General features: G+C 32.8%; 16 protein-coding genes and 1 tRNA gene. 10 read left to right on the forward strand and 7 right to left on the reverse strand.

Going from position 1 to position 16,002, the window contains the following annotated elements; all coding sequences use genetic code 11:
• Positions 1 to 14: 14 nt before the first annotated feature.
• The 6 genes from tpx to ribB all read left to right on the forward strand — a co-directional run bounded on the left by tpx (position 15) and on the right by ribB (position 7,143).
• On the forward strand, positions 15 to 521 hold the full coding sequence (tpx, locus tag AAFP94_RS09005; RefSeq protein ID WP_316662280.1) for a thiol peroxidase: 507 nt from the start codon (positions 15 to 17) through the stop codon (positions 519 to 521).
• Positions 514 to 882, forward strand: a complete 369-nt coding sequence (locus AAFP94_RS09010) for a diacylglycerol kinase (RefSeq protein ID WP_316662281.1) — start codon at positions 514 to 516, stop codon at positions 880 to 882. Before tpx ends, AAFP94_RS09010 begins: the two co-directional genes overlap by 8 nt.
• 64 nt (positions 883 to 946) lie before the next feature.
• Positions 947 to 3,304 (forward strand): FtsK/SpoIIIE family DNA translocase, encoded by a 2,358-nt coding sequence (locus AAFP94_RS09015; RefSeq protein ID WP_316662282.1) that lies wholly within the window; start codon positions 947 to 949, stop codon positions 3,302 to 3,304.
• Position 3,305: 1 nt separating this feature from the next.
• Positions 3,306 to 3,956 carry a LolA family protein gene (locus tag AAFP94_RS09020; protein ID WP_316662283.1) on the forward strand — a complete coding sequence of 217 codons (651 nt, stop codon included), beginning with the start codon at positions 3,306 to 3,308 and terminating at the stop codon, positions 3,954 to 3,956.
• A gap of 77 nt (positions 3,957 to 4,033) precedes the next feature.
• Positions 4,034 to 5,965 (forward strand): LptF/LptG family permease, encoded by a 1,932-nt coding sequence (locus AAFP94_RS09025; RefSeq protein ID WP_409628434.1) that lies wholly within the window; start codon positions 4,034 to 4,036, stop codon positions 5,963 to 5,965.
• Between the two features lie 17 nt (positions 5,966 to 5,982).
• Positions 5,983 to 7,143, forward strand: a complete 1,161-nt coding sequence (ribB, locus tag AAFP94_RS09030; protein WP_316662285.1) for a 3,4-dihydroxy-2-butanone-4-phosphate synthase — start codon at positions 5,983 to 5,985, stop codon at positions 7,141 to 7,143.
• Here the strand turns inward: ribB and AAFP94_RS09035 are convergent.
• The 3 genes from AAFP94_RS09035 to AAFP94_RS09045 form a co-directional block, all read right to left on the reverse strand.
• Entirely contained in the window at positions 7,140 to 8,096 is a 957-nt protein-coding gene (locus tag AAFP94_RS09035; RefSeq protein ID WP_316662286.1) for a hypothetical protein, read from the reverse strand. The genes ribB and AAFP94_RS09035 overlap by 4 nt on opposite strands.
• Positions 8,097 to 8,162: 66 nt before the next feature.
• Positions 8,163 to 9,359 carry a DegT/DnrJ/EryC1/StrS family aminotransferase gene (locus tag AAFP94_RS09040; RefSeq protein ID WP_316662287.1) on the reverse strand — a complete coding sequence of 399 codons (1,197 nt, stop codon included), beginning with the start codon at positions 9,357 to 9,359 and terminating at the stop codon, positions 8,163 to 8,165.
• 24 nt (positions 9,360 to 9,383) lie between these two features.
• On the reverse strand, positions 9,384 to 10,013 hold the full coding sequence (locus AAFP94_RS09045) for an NAD(P)H-dependent oxidoreductase (protein ID WP_316662288.1): 630 nt from the start codon (positions 10,011 to 10,013) through the stop codon (positions 9,384 to 9,386).
• 151 nt (positions 10,014 to 10,164) lie between these two features.
• Here AAFP94_RS09045 and AAFP94_RS09050 point away from each other — a divergent pair.
• Positions 10,165 to 10,249: transfer RNA gene (locus AAFP94_RS09050), tRNA-Ser, on the forward strand.
• Between the two features lie 185 nt (positions 10,250 to 10,434).
• Here the strand turns inward: AAFP94_RS09050 and AAFP94_RS09055 are convergent.
• The 3 genes from AAFP94_RS09055 to AAFP94_RS09065 form a co-directional block, all read right to left on the reverse strand.
• Positions 10,435 to 10,716 (reverse strand): hypothetical protein, encoded by a 282-nt coding sequence (locus tag AAFP94_RS09055; RefSeq protein WP_316662289.1) that lies wholly within the window; start codon positions 10,714 to 10,716, stop codon positions 10,435 to 10,437.
• Positions 10,717 to 11,052: 336 nt separating this feature from the next.
• On the reverse strand, positions 11,053 to 11,469 hold the full coding sequence (locus AAFP94_RS09060) for a hypothetical protein (protein ID WP_316662290.1): 417 nt from the start codon (positions 11,467 to 11,469) through the stop codon (positions 11,053 to 11,055).
• A 2-nt stretch (positions 11,470 to 11,471) separates the two neighbouring features.
• Positions 11,472 to 12,086: a hypothetical protein gene (locus tag AAFP94_RS09065; protein ID WP_316662292.1), complete on the reverse strand. Its 615-nt coding sequence runs from the start codon at positions 12,084 to 12,086 to the stop codon at positions 11,472 to 11,474.
• Between the two features lie 278 nt (positions 12,087 to 12,364).
• On the opposite strand from AAFP94_RS09065, the gene AAFP94_RS09070 reads away from it, so the two are divergent.
• The 3 genes from AAFP94_RS09070 to AAFP94_RS09080 are packed head-to-tail and all read left to right on the forward strand — an operon-like array spanning position 12,365 to position 15,285.
• A complete protein-coding gene (locus tag AAFP94_RS09070) occupies positions 12,365 to 12,850 on the forward strand; it encodes a helix-turn-helix domain-containing protein (protein ID WP_316662294.1) in 486 nt (161 codons plus the stop codon).
• A gap of 39 nt (positions 12,851 to 12,889) precedes the next feature.
• Positions 12,890 to 13,774, forward strand: a complete 885-nt coding sequence (locus tag AAFP94_RS09075) for a hypothetical protein (protein ID WP_316662296.1) — start codon at positions 12,890 to 12,892, stop codon at positions 13,772 to 13,774.
• Positions 13,775 to 13,800: 26 nt separating this feature from the next.
• Entirely contained in the window at positions 13,801 to 15,285 is a 1,485-nt protein-coding gene (locus tag AAFP94_RS09080; RefSeq protein WP_316662297.1) for a DUF2779 domain-containing protein, read from the forward strand.
• A 34-nt stretch (positions 15,286 to 15,319) separates the two neighbouring features.
• Here AAFP94_RS09080 and AAFP94_RS09085 read toward each other — a convergent pair whose 3' ends face one another.
• On the reverse strand, positions 15,320 to 15,955 hold the full coding sequence (locus AAFP94_RS09085; RefSeq protein WP_316662298.1) for a hypothetical protein: 636 nt from the start codon (positions 15,953 to 15,955) through the stop codon (positions 15,320 to 15,322).
• Positions 15,956 to 16,002: the final 47 nt, after the last annotated feature.

Here is a 16,002-nt window from a genome sequence, read left to right on the forward strand (position 1 = left end):
TAAAAAACTTAAATATGGCAACTGTTACATTAAAAGGAAACCCAATAAACACTAAAGGTAATCTTCCTTCAGTAGGAAGTAAAGCTCCAAATTTTGAACTATCAAAAGATAATTTATCAGATGTTACTCTTGACGATTATAAAGGATCGAGAGTAATTATGAATATTTTTCATAGTATAGATACAGGTACATGTGCCGCATCGGTTAGAGAATTTAACAAAAAAGCAAGTGAACTTGCAAATGTAAAAATACTTTGTATCTCTAAAGACTTACCTTTTGCAATGGCTAGATTTTGTGGTGCTGAAGGTATTGAAAATGTTGAAACGCTTTCTGATTTTAGAAATGGGAATTTTGGTGACAACTATAACCTCACATATATTGATGGACCCATTCGTGGTCTTTTAGCCCGATCAATTATCGTGTTGGATCAAAATGGTAAGGTTTTATATACCGAACAAGTTCAAGAAGTTGTTGAAGAACCTAATTATCAAGCTGCTTTAGACGCCTTGAAAAATGCCTAAAAAGGAAAAATTTTTGGTAAACAGAATTAAAAGTATAAATTATGCTTTTAGAGGAGCTGTTCTACTAATAAAAACAGAAGCTAGCATACAGATTCAATTAGTCATTGCCATTTTGGTTACTATTGCTGGGTTTTATTTCAATCTTAATATTACTGAATGGATTGTTCAAATCTTGGCTATATGCATTATAATGAGTGTAGAAGGATTAAATACCGCAATCGAAAAGATTGCAGACTTTGTTCATCCAGAACACCATGCAAAAATTGGTTTTATTAAAGACATCTCTGCTGGTGCAGTTTTTATTTCGGCTATTTCTGCAATTATAATAGGATTAATTATATACATTCCGAAGATTTTTTAATATACGATTACCTGTAGGATAAACGTTAGTAATTTGTATTTTTGTTCAAATCAATCAGGCATTAATGGCTAAAAGCAAAAAAAAGAAAACCACCTCTTCAAAAATTAAAAAACCTAGTTTCAAGTTATCAAGTCAGCAAAAACTAATTTTTGGTAGCTTTTTAATTATTTTTGGTATTCTTTTATTCACAGCTTTTCTATCTTTCTTTTTTACCGGAAAAGCAGACCAAAGTATTCTTTCTGAATTTGGATCAAGAGAAAGTGAGGCCCAAAATTGGTTGAGCAAATCAGGTGCATGGTTAAGTGATTTCTTTATATATAAAGGATTTGGCATAGCATCCTTTGTGTTTTCTGGACTCATTTTTCTTTCAGGCATTTATGTTATTATGGATATAAACAAAACCAAATTATTAAGACATTGGTTTTGGGGAACACTTGTTGTCATTTGGTTTTCGATATTCTTTGGTTTTTTTATACCTAAAATAGATTCTCTTTCTGGAACTATTGGTTTTGAAATCAATACGTTCCTACAAGACTACATTGGGAAAATAGGAATCATTTTACTTCTCCTTTTTGCACTTATAGTGTATTTGGCAATTCGTTTTAAGGTAACAGCCCAAAGCTTTATTTCAATATTTAAATCGGCCAAGAAAGATATTACAGACGAATTTTCAAGTCATCAAAAGACTCAAAACAATGATAAAGACACTTTTGTTCATATCGATAATGATTTAACCGCTGAAGCTGAAGATATAAAAACCGCATTTGACATTCCTCTTGATAATTTAGAAACAAAAACAAAATCCGAAAAGCCTGAAGTTGTTGAAGATCGGGTTGAAATGGAAGTTGAAAAAATTGAAGAAGAACAATCGGAAACAGATAATCTGGCCAATAAACTAGTAGAAGATTTTGGACAATTTGATCCAACTTTAGAACTCGGGAATTACCAATTTCCGCATTTAGATTTATTGAAAAAATATGATACTGAAGGCATAACAATAAATCAGGAAGAACTTGAAGAAAATAAAAACAGAATTGTAGAAACCCTCAATAACTATAAGATTGGCATTGCAAGTATAAAGGCAACCATTGGACCAACAGTAACATTATATGAAATTGTTCCTGAAGCTGGAATACGAATTTCTAAAATTAAAAATCTGGAGGATGATATCGCTTTGTCCTTATCTGCGCTTGGCATTAGGATCATTGCTCCTATTCCAGGCAAAGGAACTATTGGTATCGAAGTACCAAATAAAAATTCTACGGTAGTGTCGATGCGTTCGGTAATTGCTTCAAAAAAATTCCAGAATGCCGAAATGCAATTACCCATAGCTCTTGGCAAAACCATAAGCAACGAGACCCTTGTTGTAGATTTGGCCAAAATGCCTCATTTACTGATGGCTGGAGCTACAGGGCAAGGAAAATCTGTTGGGCTTAACGCAGTTTTAACTTCTCTGCTTTACAAAAAACATCCTGCTGAAGTCAAGTTTATTTTGGTCGATCCTAAAAAAGTTGAACTTACACTTTTCAATAAAATCGAAAGGCATTATCTCGCAAAACTTCCGGATACAGAGGAAGCTATTATTACTGATAATAATCTAGTTATCAATACATTAAATTCTTTGTGTATTGAAATGGATAATCGTTACGAATTGCTTAAGAATGCATTTTGTAGAAACATAGCAGAATACAATGCTAAATTTAAAGCCAGAAAGCTTAACCCAAACGAAGGACACCAGTTTTTACCATACATTGTTCTAGTTATTGATGAGTTTGCAGATTTAATCATGACTGCAGGAAAAGAAGTAGAAACGCCCATTGCACGTTTGGCCCAATTGGCTCGTGCCATTGGTATTCATTTGATTATTGCAACGCAACGACCTTCGGTAAACGTAATAACAGGAATTATAAAAGCCAATTTCCCTGCCAGAATTGCTTTTAGAGTGACTTCAAAGATAGATTCCAGAACAATTTTAGACGGTTCTGGAGCAGATCAGCTTATTGGCCGTGGAGATATGCTTTATACTCAAGGTAATGATTTAATTAGAGTACAATGTGCTTTTGTAGATACTCCAGAAATCGATAAGATAACAGAGTTTATCGGTTCACAAAAAGCATATCCTGAAGCTTATCAATTACCCGAATATGTTGGTGAAGAAAGTGGCACAAGTCTTGATGTAGATATAGACGATAGAGATATTCTATTTAGAGAAGCTGCAGAGATTATTGTTACAGCCCAACAAGGATCTGCATCACTTTTACAGCGTAAGCTTAAATTAGGTTATAATAGAGCTGGTAGATTAATAGATCAGTTAGAAGCAGCGGGAATCGTAGGCCATTTTGAAGGTAGTAAAGCAAGACAAGTTTTAGTGCCAGATTTAGTAGCTTTAGATCAGTTATTGGAAAATGAAAAAAACAGTTAAAATGAAAACAGTTAAAAGATTATTCTTCTTAATCTTATTTTTTATAAGTATTTCTTTAAATGCTCAAAATAAAGAGCAGGCCAAAGCCTTATTGAATGAAGTCTCTCAAAAGGTAAAGAGTTATGACAATATTTCTATAGATTTTAAGTATGCACTAAACAACACTGAAGAAAATATCAATCAGGAAACTCGAGGTGATGTTATTTTACAAGGCAACAAGTATAGACTCAACATTCTTGGAGCTACACGTATCTTTGATGGAAAAACACTTTACACTATTAGTCCTGATGATGAAGAAGTGACTATCTCAAGTCACAACGTCGAAAGTGAAAATAGTATAACCCCAAGTAGAATGCTGACTTTTTATGAAGAAGGTTTTACTTATGCCATGGATATTGTTCAAAATATAAAAGGCAGAAAAATTCAGTATGTTAAACTAACTCCAATCGATTCTCATTCTGAAATAAAATATGTTTTGTTAGGTATAGATGCACAGACCAAACATATATATAATTTAATTGAAGTTGGTAAAAATGAAACAAAGACAACACTAACGGTCAATTCTTTTAAAACTAACGAACCCTTATCAAAGGCAATATTTTCTTTTGATGAAAAGAAATACGGAGACTACTATATCAATAAATTAGATTAAGTCTTTATTTGAAAATATTAGACAGATACATATTAACCACTTACCTTAAGACCTTTATTAGTGTGTTTGTCATACTCATGCTAATTTTTGTTTTGCAAACCATTTGGCTATACATCAAAGAACTGGCTGGCAAAGATTTAGATATTTTTGTGATCGCCAAATTCTTAATCTACTTTACTCCAAAACTTATTCCTTTAGTTTTACCTTTAACCATCTTATTAGCTTCAATTATGGTTTTCGGAAATTTTGCCGAGAACTACGAATTTGCTGCCATGAAATCTACAGGTATATCACTTCAACGTGCTATGGCAAGCTTAAGTGTCTTTATAGTTATTTTGGGTGTTGTCACATTTTTCTTTTCTAATAATGTCATCCCTTGGGCAGAATTCAATTCATTTAACTTAAGAAAGAATATTGCCAAACTAAAACCGGCCATGGCTATTGCAGAAGGACAGTTTAATGAAGTGGGTAATATAAACATTAAAGTTGCTGAAAAAAGTGGTGATAGAGGGCAATACCTCAAGGATGTTGTTATTCATAAAAAATCACCAAAAGGTGTAGGAAATTATACGACCATTATTTCAAAAACGGGAGAGCTTATAGGCGAAGAGAAATCAGATATTATTCAACTGATACTTTTTGACGGAAATTACTATGACGACACACCACCTAAAAATTATAAAGACAGAAACAAGAAGCCCTTTGTAAAAAGTGAATTTGAGAAATATACATTCAATATCGATTTGTCTAATTTGAATGATGTGGATTTAGATGAAAAAGGATATTCAGATAAATACGATATGCTCAACATGAGTGATTTAAGTTACACTATAGATTCATTAAAAATTAAAAGAAAGGAAGATTACCAAGATTTTTCATCGAGTTTATATAATCGTGCTGGCTTGTCAAATTTAAACAAAGGCTTAAATATTAATGATATTGAAAGAAACAAAAAAGGACAAGATACTATAAGCAAAGAGCACTTTCTTAATTATTATAATCATAGTAGAAAAGTGCAATTAATATCTATGGCATTAAACTCGGTAAAAAGTACTAAACAAATTATGAGTGTAAAAGAAATCAATCTAAAAACAAGAAATATCTGGTTAAATAAGCACATCATCGCCCTTCATGAAAAGCTTGCATTAGGCTTTGCTTGTATCATATTATTTTTTGTTGGAGCACCATTAGGAGCTTTAATTAGAAAAGGAGGTATTGGATTGCCTATGGTTATAGCAATTCTACTATTTTTAACCTATCATTTCATTGGTATATTTGCCAAAAATAGCGCTAAAGACGGTAGTTTTAGTCCTGTATTTGCAACTTGGTTTTCTACTCTAATCATGTTGCCTTTAAGTATTTTTCTCACTAAAAGAGCAACAGCAGACAAAGGCTTGTTTGAGTTTGACAATTTCATAGAACCGTTAAAAGCCATGTTCAACTTTAAATCTAAAAATTTTGAATCTGAAAACGTTTCATCCAAACATAAACTTCATGAATTTAATGATGAAAAGTTAATCGATATAGCCAAAAACTATAAGAAATATAACTATTCAAATACAGATTTTTTAGATACCATTAATGTCCTAAATTCAAGAAATATATCTTATAAAGCCTTAAGAAATGAAGGTATTATCATTCCAGAAAGTATAGATGAATCTGAAAAGATTTTGGATGATTTTAAATCACATTCAAAGTATGCTCTATCGCATTATATCATATCTGTAGCTCTTTTTATTTTGTTCTTTGTGTTTAGAAACAATAAGCTGCCTTCACTTGCAGAAGCCTCTATTCAGTTAAGTCTGATGGCCTTGGTTATTTTTATGGTGTATTACTTTATTTCTTTCAAAAACTTGAGGCAATTTTATCGTTGCATCAATAGGCTGAAGAATAAACCAAATGTTATGCTTTTAATATTAGGGCTTCCATTTTATTTTATTCCTTTCATGCTACTAAAGTATAAATTGAAGCAAGACTTAAGACAAAATTCTTTAGATAGTTTAAAATAAGCAATATCTTTGCCATTATGATTACGACTAAAACAAAACCATTAAGCACAAAAATATTTATGTTTCATACCATAAAAGAGGCTATAAGCGATATAAAGAAAGGGAAGATTGTTATTGTTGTAGATGACAAAAACAGAGAAAACGAAGGAGATTTTATAGCTGCAGCCGAAAAGGTTACACCAGAAATGATCAATTTTATGGCTGCCAATGGACGAGGATTAATATGTGCTCCGTTAACCGAAGATAGATGCAATGAATTGGATTTAACCATGATGGTTCAGAACAACACGGTGTTACATCATACACAATTTACAGTTTCTGTAGATTTAATTGGTCATGGTTGCACCACTGGAATATCAGTACATGATCGTGCAAAAACTATTAAAGCTTTGGTTGATGACAATACGAGACCTCACGATCTTGGTCGACCTGGTCATATCTTTCCGTTACGTGCAAAAAATGGTGGTGTTTTAAGACGTACAGGTCACACAGAAGCCGCTGTAGATTTGGCACGACTAGCTGGTTTTAAACCTGCTGGTATTTTGGTCGAAATACTGAATGAGGATGGTACTATGGCAAGATTACCCCAACTTGTAAAAGTTGCAGAAAAGTTCGGCCTTAAAATAATTTCAATTGAAGATTTGGTCGCTTACAGGATGCAGCACGACTCTCTGATTGAAAAAAGAGAAGACTTTAATTTAGAAACCAGATTTGGAAGTTTTAGATTAAGAGCCTACCAACAAACCACAAATAACCAAATACATATTGCATTAACCAAAGGTGAATGGAAAACAAACGAATCTGTTCTGACTCGTGTGAATTCTACATTGGTTAATAATGATATTTTGGGTACGCTTACCAATAATCCAGACAAAAAATTAGACGACATGTTCAATCTAATCAATCAAGCTGGAAGTGGTGCTATAATTTTTATTAACCAAGAACCTCAGTCTATGAATTTGTTAAAACGCCTTAATGTTTTAAAAGAATCACAAATTGAAGGTAATGTTGTAAAAGCACCGAGAATAGAAATGGACACCAAAGATTTCGGTATTGGAGCCCAGATACTTCATGATTTAAATATCCATAAACTACGTCTAATTTCTAATAGCGAGCAAACAAAACGTGTTGGCATTATTGGTTACGGATTAGAAATTATTGAATACGTTGGGTATTAATCTGTAACTTCAAACGTTTTAAGCATATTTTTGCTAGACGTATTTGGAACTTCAGAGATTAAAGCATACTTGCCTGGTGATAAATCCACTTCAAAATATTGTGTACTTCCAGCTGGAGCATCATTGGTGCCACCCAAAAACGTAACACCGTCCGGAACAGGATCCATTAAACCTGTTGGTGTTGCCCAATTCATCCAGGCTTCAAGTTCTTTTAAATCAGCATTTTCTTCTAGCTTAACAAGATTTACATCATGTCCAACAAAATTTTCATGCACTATCTGATCTTCATAATGAACAGCAAAAGTGTGCTTTCCTTTAGTGATTGTTCCTTCGTAATTAATACCTTGTGTGCTTGAAATCCTTATATCTAAATCTGCTTCTGGAGGTGTATTACCACTATCTTCATCTAAAACATGTATTTCTTTGGCCATTCCCATAGAGGTATGAAACTTACCATCTGCCATTTTCACATAACATTCCATTATATAAAGACCTGGATCTAATTTTACAGTGGTAATACTAGTTTGTTTTGGAGATAGTAATCCAGAGCCTCCGGTAAATACGATTTGACCAAACCACTCAGGTAACTTCCCAAATTCAGCCATAGCCTTATCCATATCTCCTTGCATAATAAATTCCATGCCATTTTCAAATGGAGGTCCAACCTCTGCTATGGTATTCTGGATTGTTTTTCCTTCAGGATATTTATCTAAAAGAAAGAAATGGGCTTGAGTAGATTTATTAATATACTTAAAGGTATTCCAACCTGATGGAATCGTGTCTACAGATTGGAAATCCATAACATTGGTAACAATCTCTATATAATGTTCAGTTTGTTTAACGTCTTCTGTTTCTGTGTCGTGTAGTTTTATTTGTTCCTTTTTGTCGTTTTTACAATTAAATAAGAATAGGAACAAAAGACATAGTTTGATAAAAAATAAAGTTGATTTCATTGGTTGAGAATTAGTTAATATTCTCTAAATTAATAATTATGATTCAATTGAAAAAATTAAAATTTATCAAACTAAATATTTAGATATTATCTCAACCATTTTTTGTGATCTATTAACTACTTCCTTTTCTGTCCAAGATAATTTTATTAAACAAGAAATATTACGCCCAATAAAGTGGTCTGATTGTGAGAATGATTTTGTTTTGAGATACTTCAATCCTTCCTTAACTTCAGCTGATAGAGGATATAGCGTTTTCAAGGTCTTTAAATGCTCCCACTTTCTGATGTAATGCCAGTTATTGTCGTAATAATGAAAGCAGCCATCAACTCCAGCTTCTTTTAATGCTGTAGTGGCTTTTCTGGCGGTTTCTAAATCTGGTAAAAAGAAGCTTAAAAACGAATAACTTTCTACTCCGCCTTCAGGAACTGTTCTAAATGTAATTTGAGGAATTTTTGATAGGGCATTTCTTAAAATTGTATAATTTTTCTTTTGTATTGCCACAAATTCATCTAAACGTCGTAACTGTGCCAACCCAACAGCTGCATTTAATTCTGATATTCTAAAATTATATCCTAAAAACGGATGCGTTTCTGCACCTCTATCGTTTCCAATATGGTCGTGCCCATGATCTGAAAAGTGATCAGAATGCTTGTAATAGGTTTCATAGTTGGTTAACACGGCTCCGCCTTCTCCACAGGTGATAATCTTTACATAATCCAGAGATAGACAACCTAAATCACCAATACTGCCCAGAGGCTTGCCTCTATAAGTTGCACCTGTCGCCTGTGAAGAATCTTCTATTAAGACTAGATTATGTTTTTTACAGATGTTCAACAAAGTGTCAAGATTTGCCATGCTTCCACACATGTGTACTGGCATAATGGCTTTGGTCTTTCTCGTAATGGCTTCTTCAACCGCTTTTGGATCTAGAGTCAAAGTGTCATCAATATCTACCAAAATAGGAATAGCTCCTAATATCATAATAGCTTCAAAACTGGCTACAAAAGTAAAGACAGGCATAATGACCTCGTCTCCTGCTCCAATACCAGCCGATGCCAATGCAATACTTACTGCGGCTGTACCACTGGAGACTAGTTGAGCATGTTTTACCTGAAATTTGTTTTCTAATTCCTGTTCTAATTGTCTGGCTTTCCAATGACCATTACGCATGCCATCAAAACCGTAACGCATTAAAACGCCGTTTTCCAATACATCGTTTAATTCTTTACGTTCGGCATCACCAAACAATTCAAATCCTGGCATATATTATTAGATTAAAGCTTAAAACTACAATTCTATAGTACTTTCTGCAATGGTTTTTCTTACTTTTTTAAAATCGGCAAACATATCGTCTTCAGCCCTGTAACCAATAGGCATGACTAACACAGATTTCAGTCCTTTGTCTTTTAATTGAAATATATCATCATATTTTGTTGCAAAAAATCCCTCCATGGGGCAGGCATCTATTTGCTCTATGGCGCAAACGGTCATCAGGTTGCCCAGTGCAATGTAGGCTTGTTTTGTAGACCACTCCTGCCTTTCTTGTACAGACATTTGTTGCATCATACGCTTTAGGTCATCTCTGTAAGGGTCTAAAATAGTATTGGAAGTATGTCTTTTGTCTTGAATATTATCAAACAAATCATCTACATCCGTATCGGTAATATTATCCTGAATACAAAGGACCAGTAAATGTGAAGCTTCTAGCACCTGTCTTTGTCCGTAGGAATGTTCTATAAGGTTTTTTCTTATGTCTTTGTCCGCTACCACCAGCATACTAATGGTTTGTAGGCCAAAAGAGGTTGCTGTAAGATTGAATGCTTCTTTTATAATCTGTACTTTTTGTGGACTCAAGTGCTTGTTAGCATCAAACTTTTTGGTAGCATATCTCCATTTTAAATGTTCTATAACATTCATAAGTATTACTTTTAGACAAAGATAACATAAGCACTACATATTTTGCAGGCGGTTTGATAAATTAAGTCAATATGTGTATAAAAAATAGTTTTAAAAAATTAAACATAAATTTGAAAGAAATAAAAAAGGGTTCTATATTTGCACCCGCTACGGAGAAATGGCAGAGTGGTCGAATGCGGCAGTCTTGAAAACTGTTGAGGGTCACACCTCCGGGGGTTCGAATCCCTCTTTCTCCGCAATATGAAACCATATTCTTTTAATTATCAAAAGGTTATGGTTTTTTTGTTTATATTTTAGTCAACATTTAGTCATTTCTTTAAATAAAGCTAATTCGTCAAAAGAAATTTCATCGATTTGGATTGTTTTCGTTATCATAATTATTATTTTTAAAGTTCTATTATAGTTTTTAAGAATTAGATCATCATTTTACAGATGGTTTTTTAACTGGCCTTAAGTTCATCTTATTGTTACAATATGATTTAAACACATAGCCGTTCTTCCTTATATCCCTTGCTATCCACTGTGCAATGGCATAGTGCCTATTTTTAAAAGGTTTAAGGCGTTCAAAATACTTTTGAAAGACTTCCATCAGGACTTTGTCTTTTTTTGAGATTAACACTCTATAATTAAGATCATTTTTCGTGTACGTTATGGCTCCATCACCATTTTTTGTAATGAATACCTTAAAATTGGAAATTAACATAATTTGATGATTTTATTAATGTAAAAGCTGAAAAAGCTGCAATTCTTTTTGATAAGGAAATTATATGAATCAAGAGAATATTCAAGGTGAAAGTCCTAACATATATGTATGAATTACATAACATATATATGTATAGTTTAACTACTAATTCGGGAATTAAACAGTCTTTTAAAATTGAAAATAGTTCCGAAAAACAAGAAACTCCTACTGTTGTAGTGTTGTTTAGTTACATCTTTGGTAGAAAAAACACCTTTTTTTACAGGGAAAGGCCCTTAAGGTGTGCCTTTAGACAGTTAAGTCAGTTCGTTCCTACAATCTTTTTCAAAAAGGATTATACTATTTTGACCTTAAGTATGGAGCATAGATTAATGTATAGCCCAAACCAGCAAAGGTTAGTGAAGCGGTTAACGTGACCCCTAAAAACAATGTGGCAAATATTGACAGTCCAAAAATGGATAGATCTATTAGCCTATTGCTTTTCACAATGGCATATCTGACATATCTGTTGCTCTCGGCTATAGCTATTAGACCCGCTAAAGTTATGGAGCCAAAGAATACATAGGTGGCTATTGTAGAACTTACAAGCACACCAATGCAAGATAAAACAAGATATATCAGAGCACCTTTTGTGAAGGATATTGGATTTACCTTTTGAACTCTGATAAATCTCGGATTAATATGCTTATCAGGTTTTTCTATAGAAGGAGGCTTTCCTTGAAATATCTCCTTCAATTCGTCTTTGAACAAAATCATTGTTAGACTGTTTGGGTTCTAATGTTATTATTAGTCTTGACCCGTTCTTTGATATCCCTTATCTTACAATAGAACTGGCTTGTAGAATGTTTAACTCGCTTTGGCGACCTCAACAAAGATTGTTGTGACTTCTTTGTTTTAAGTTTCCTTGCGTTCATTATATCCTCTACTGTTTTGTCGAAGATATTAAGCTTGTCAATTATCTTTGCCTCTGCATAGCAAACGGTGTCTGCCATTGTTTGAAACCCTAAATGCATGATACCTGCCGTTACGTTGATTCCGATAACAGCTACAGCTTTTACTTTTGCTTTATTTCTTGTGTTCATTGTTTTGTTGCCTGTTTCCAAGTCTTTGTTAAAATTAGTATTGACTATAAAATCTGACTCCTCCGATTTGTGCTCATATAAGAACTTATTATAAACTTCATGGGTGTCATTGAATTGAACCTCTTCAAGACTTCCCAAAGAAATCTCGAAGCTCGGATATCTTTGATGGAGCTCCGTATAGATATCGCCTAATCTGGTGTTCTTCCATAATTGGAAGATTTCATTGTTTTCTAAAGCTACATAGCCTTTGTTGGACAATAGAATAACTATATGCCCATCTGTTGTTTGCATAATAAAATGCCTGTTTCCAGGACTTTATTGATTAATAAAAAAAGACTCTCTTTTTGGTCTAAAAAAAGGAAGCCCCCGTACCAAAAAATGAATTATAAGAAGGGGGTAAATGCATACTGTTAAGTGAATGAATTTGAATGCCAAACAGAATACTTAACTATATAATTGGTATATATTACAATTTATAATTGGTTTATTTGACAATTATAATATTTATTTTTATATTTGATCAATAACTCAAAAGTGGCGACAACACATTAAATACGGCAACAAAAATTATGATACAAGCAAGATTTGTAGATGACTCTACTATTGAGGTCACTGCACAAGACGGAGAAAAATTTACTTGGAATACCTATTTTCCGGTTCCTAAACAAAATCAACAATACTACGCAGGAAGATTTCCATATTATTATCAAAAATATTTTGAAGACAATATTAATATGAGTTTGTCTTATTGGATCTGGATAAAAATGAATTATGACGAAGGTCTTGGAATTTTTGGAGGAAAGGGTGATAAGGAAGAGGAAAGGATTTTTCTTAATCATGAAAGGGTAAGAATTGGAGCAAGAATACGAGAATTGAGGAAAGAAAAATATATTGATGCTAAAAAGCTTGCTGAAGCTGCAAATATTGATGCAGCAAACCTTAGCCGCATTGAACAAGGACGTTATTCTGTTGGATTAGATATACTCTCTAAAATTGCACTTGCGCTTGGAGTTAAACTCGAATTGATTGATTTTGTTGAACCAAAAAAATCTTAAAATAATGGTCAATATGAATCGCTTTATAAAGGAAAGGAAATGTTGACATATAATGACATCATAACGTTGAGAGATAAACTTGCGAATGGAGAAATTGATTTAGAATCCGCGCAAGCACAATATTGGAAGGATTTTAAAGAAGAACAAAGGTCTTGGCATACAAAAGACTGGAAAGAAAGAAAGGCAAAAATTATTAAGGACAAATGTGAAATATGCGGTAGCAAAGAGACATTAACGTTACAGCATCGTTCTCATCCAAAGAGCTATTCTGAATATTTACGAGAGATAAAAAGGTCGTACACTAATGAATATATAGAAAACAATTCAGAAATTGATAAATCTAAATTTAGAGATCACATATTAGAAAATTATGATTATATGCCGACTCCTTTATGCCCAAGTTGTATGGGTAAAAATCCAAACATTAGGGTAAGTAAAATTCCAAGATATCGTTGTGGGGATTGTAAACACGAATTTGATGAGGCGGTTTATAGATCAGCAATCGAAATGATTTCTATTTTTTATGAAGATGAGGATGCATATGAAGTTAGAGATAAGTGTTTTGTCTCAAAGGACAAATGGGAAAATATTCACAATCTATCAAATGTTAGATATTGGTATCAAAGGCAACAAGCAATAAATAAAGATGCTGAAAAGATTGGGAAAGAGGCATTTTTACTCTACCTAAATGATACTATTAAATACCTTTCCTTTGAAGATACAATAACTGCTTGTAAAAAATGTGCGTTTAACTATGATATAAACAGAATGGAATTATGTCCCGAATGTAAACAATATTACAAAGGGCTTCAGTATCCAACCTGTATTCAATGTCTGCCGGATGAAAAGCGCAAAGCCGCAATAGAAAGCATTGGGTTTGCAAAGGAGATGCGAGAAATACATAAAAGGCTTGGAATTGACTAAATAACATCAGAAAATGTAATTTATAAATGAATAATATACCTCTTTCTAAATCAACATATATTAGAGGTTTACAATGTGAGAAATCATTGTACCTCTACAAGCATTTTTATCATCTAAAAGACCCTATAGACCCTCAACTACAAGCTATTTTTGATCAAGGTCATGAAGTTGGCATATTAGCCCAGAAGCTTTTCCCAAATGGTGTTGATGCATCCCCTGAAAGTTATTATAACATGAGAGAATCTGTTATTAAAACGAAATCTTTTATTGATAACGGTGAATCTGTAATTTATGAGGCAACTTTTGAATTTGATGGTGTTATAGCAGCTCTGGATATACTTGTTAAGGATAATGAAGGCTGGAAGGCCTATGAGGTAAAAAGTTCTACAAGTGTTTCTGAAACCTATTTAAACGATGCCGCAATTCAGTATTACACTATCATTAATTCGGGTGTAGAGCTAATGGATATTTCGATAGTATATATCAACAATCAATATGTAAAAAATGGAGGAATAGATGTACATGAACTTTTTACCATAACCTCCGTTTATGATGAGGTTCAACAACTATTGCCAAATATTCCAAATAAAATTGAACAATTTAAAAACGTTATTGGCAATAATTCTGTCCCCAAAATTGATATAGGAGAACATTGTTCTAAACCTTATGGCTGTGATTTTAGAGGACATTGTTGGAAGCATGTTCCAGAATACTCGGTATTTGATATTTCTAATTTAGGAACGAATAAAAAGTTTGATTTATATAATAATGGGATTGTGACTTTTAACCAAATAGATTTGGAAAACAATCCTCTTAATCAAAATCAGTTTTTGCAGGTTGTTAGTGAGCTCAACCAATCAAGTTATATTGATTACGAAAATATTTCACATTTTTTACGAGATTTGAAGTACCCTTTATATTTTCTTGATTTTGAAACAATAGGAACAGCAATTCCTATTTATGATGGTAGCAGGCCATATCAGCAATTGCCGTTTCAATATTCGTTGCATATACAACACATCAAGGATGGAGATCTAACTCATTACGAGTATTTGGCAAAGCCAACAACAAATGAAGATCCTCGAATTGATTTTGTAAAAAAATTAGTAAACGATTGTGGTGATTCAGGAGACATTATTGTTTATAATATTGGTTTTGAGAAGGGGAAATTAAATGATTTAATGGCTTTGTATCCACAATTTTCTAGTGAGATAAGTAATATTATAGACAGATTAAAAGATCTAATGATTCCCTTTAAGAATAAATGGTATTATACTCCGGCAATGAAAGGGAGTTACTCTATTAAATCGGTGTTGCCTGCTCTTGTGCCGGAACTTTCCTATCAGGATTTAGAAATAAAAGAGGGTGGTACAGCAAGTAATTTATTTCTCCAAATTGTAAAGGGTGAATTTAATGGTGATATTGATAAAACAAAAAAGGAATTGTTAGAATACTGTAAGATGGATACCTATGCTATGGTTAAAATATTAGAAGTTCTATATAAGTCATGAACTGGCATAAAACTTTTCTTTTTAATATTCAGCTTTATTTGTTTTCTAATTTGCGACAAATCTTTACGGCACTAATTTCAGCATAAGTCCGTGCAGAAAAACTTTTATGCTTACCATGTTCGTTAGGCAGAATAATTGGGTCTTCTCCATAAAGACAATATTGTACCATTAAATCATTTGGTGTAACGCCGGGTTTCCAATTATGTTCAAAAAATTCATCAACAATTTTTTGGGCTCCAATCATTGCATCTTCATAAGAATCATATTGTCCATGATTATATGCTTCGGATTCGTCCATGTAATGATAGTTGTCATAAATTCTTAAATGAAATTTCTGATTGTTAGACATTTCCTCTAACACTTTTTCATTTTCATTATGTCCTGACTTGCTTTCATTAATGGTTTTATAATTAATTGGTTTTTCCTCTGACTCTTCATAACCATATTCCCTTTTTAATATCTCCCTTTCCATATTGGTTATTTGATTTGCTCTCATTTTCTCCAACTCTTCTTTAACTAATTCCCAATAACCTTTCTCATTTATATTATCAGAGTTATATTTTTTGTTTTCATAAATCATCTCACTGACGAAAATGCCAGCATCATTGAAAGGAGTTCCTCGAAAATCCCATTCCCTTAATAATTCTTCTGCCTGTTCTTTTGGTGTCATTTACTAATTCTTTGTTCTAACATTTTAATCATTTAACATTTTACTTA

This window comes from Gilvirhabdus luticola (assembly GCF_040117515.1).
GTDB lineage: Bacteria > Bacteroidota > Bacteroidia > Flavobacteriales > Flavobacteriaceae > Gilvirhabdus > Gilvirhabdus luticola.

What these genes read in the sequence shown, in the direction of transcription:
- tpx (WP_316662280.1), top strand. Translation starts at nt 15, where the DNA reads ATGGCAACTGTTACATTAAAAGGAAACCCAATAAACACTAAAGGTAAT.
- AAFP94_RS09010 (WP_316662281.1), top strand. Translation starts at nt 514, where the DNA reads ATGCCTAAAAAGGAAAAATTTTTGGTAAACAGAATTAAAAGTATAAAT.
- AAFP94_RS09015 (WP_316662282.1), top strand. Translation starts at nt 947, where the DNA reads ATGGCTAAAAGCAAAAAAAAGAAAACCACCTCTTCAAAAATTAAAAAA.
- AAFP94_RS09020 (WP_316662283.1), top strand. Translation starts at nt 3,306, where the DNA reads ATGAAAACAGTTAAAAGATTATTCTTCTTAATCTTATTTTTTATAAGT.
- AAFP94_RS09025 (WP_409628434.1), top strand. Translation starts at nt 4,034, where the DNA reads ATGCTAATTTTTGTTTTGCAAACCATTTGGCTATACATCAAAGAACTG.
- ribB (WP_316662285.1), top strand. Translation starts at nt 5,983, where the DNA reads ATGATTACGACTAAAACAAAACCATTAAGCACAAAAATATTTATGTTT.
- AAFP94_RS09035 (WP_316662286.1), bottom strand. Translation starts at nt 8,096, where the DNA reads ATGAAATCAACTTTATTTTTTATCAAACTATGTCTTTTGTTCCTATTC.
- AAFP94_RS09040 (WP_316662287.1), bottom strand. Translation starts at nt 9,359, where the DNA reads ATGCCAGGATTTGAATTGTTTGGTGATGCCGAACGTAAAGAATTAAAC.
- AAFP94_RS09045 (WP_316662288.1), bottom strand. Translation starts at nt 10,013, where the DNA reads ATGAATGTTATAGAACATTTAAAATGGAGATATGCTACCAAAAAGTTT.
- AAFP94_RS09055 (WP_316662289.1), bottom strand. Translation starts at nt 10,716, where the DNA reads ATGTTAATTTCCAATTTTAAGGTATTCATTACAAAAAATGGTGATGGA.
- AAFP94_RS09060 (WP_316662290.1), bottom strand. Translation starts at nt 11,469, where the DNA reads ATGATTTTGTTCAAAGACGAATTGAAGGAGATATTTCAAGGAAAGCCT.
- AAFP94_RS09065 (WP_316662292.1), bottom strand. Translation starts at nt 12,086, where the DNA reads ATGCAAACAACAGATGGGCATATAGTTATTCTATTGTCCAACAAAGGC.
- AAFP94_RS09070 (WP_316662294.1), top strand. Translation starts at nt 12,365, where the DNA reads ATGATACAAGCAAGATTTGTAGATGACTCTACTATTGAGGTCACTGCA.
- AAFP94_RS09075 (WP_316662296.1), top strand. Translation starts at nt 12,890, where the DNA reads ATGTTGACATATAATGACATCATAACGTTGAGAGATAAACTTGCGAAT.
- AAFP94_RS09080 (WP_316662297.1), top strand. Translation starts at nt 13,801, where the DNA reads ATGAATAATATACCTCTTTCTAAATCAACATATATTAGAGGTTTACAA.
- AAFP94_RS09085 (WP_316662298.1), bottom strand. Translation starts at nt 15,955, where the DNA reads ATGACACCAAAAGAACAGGCAGAAGAATTATTAAGGGAATGGGATTTT.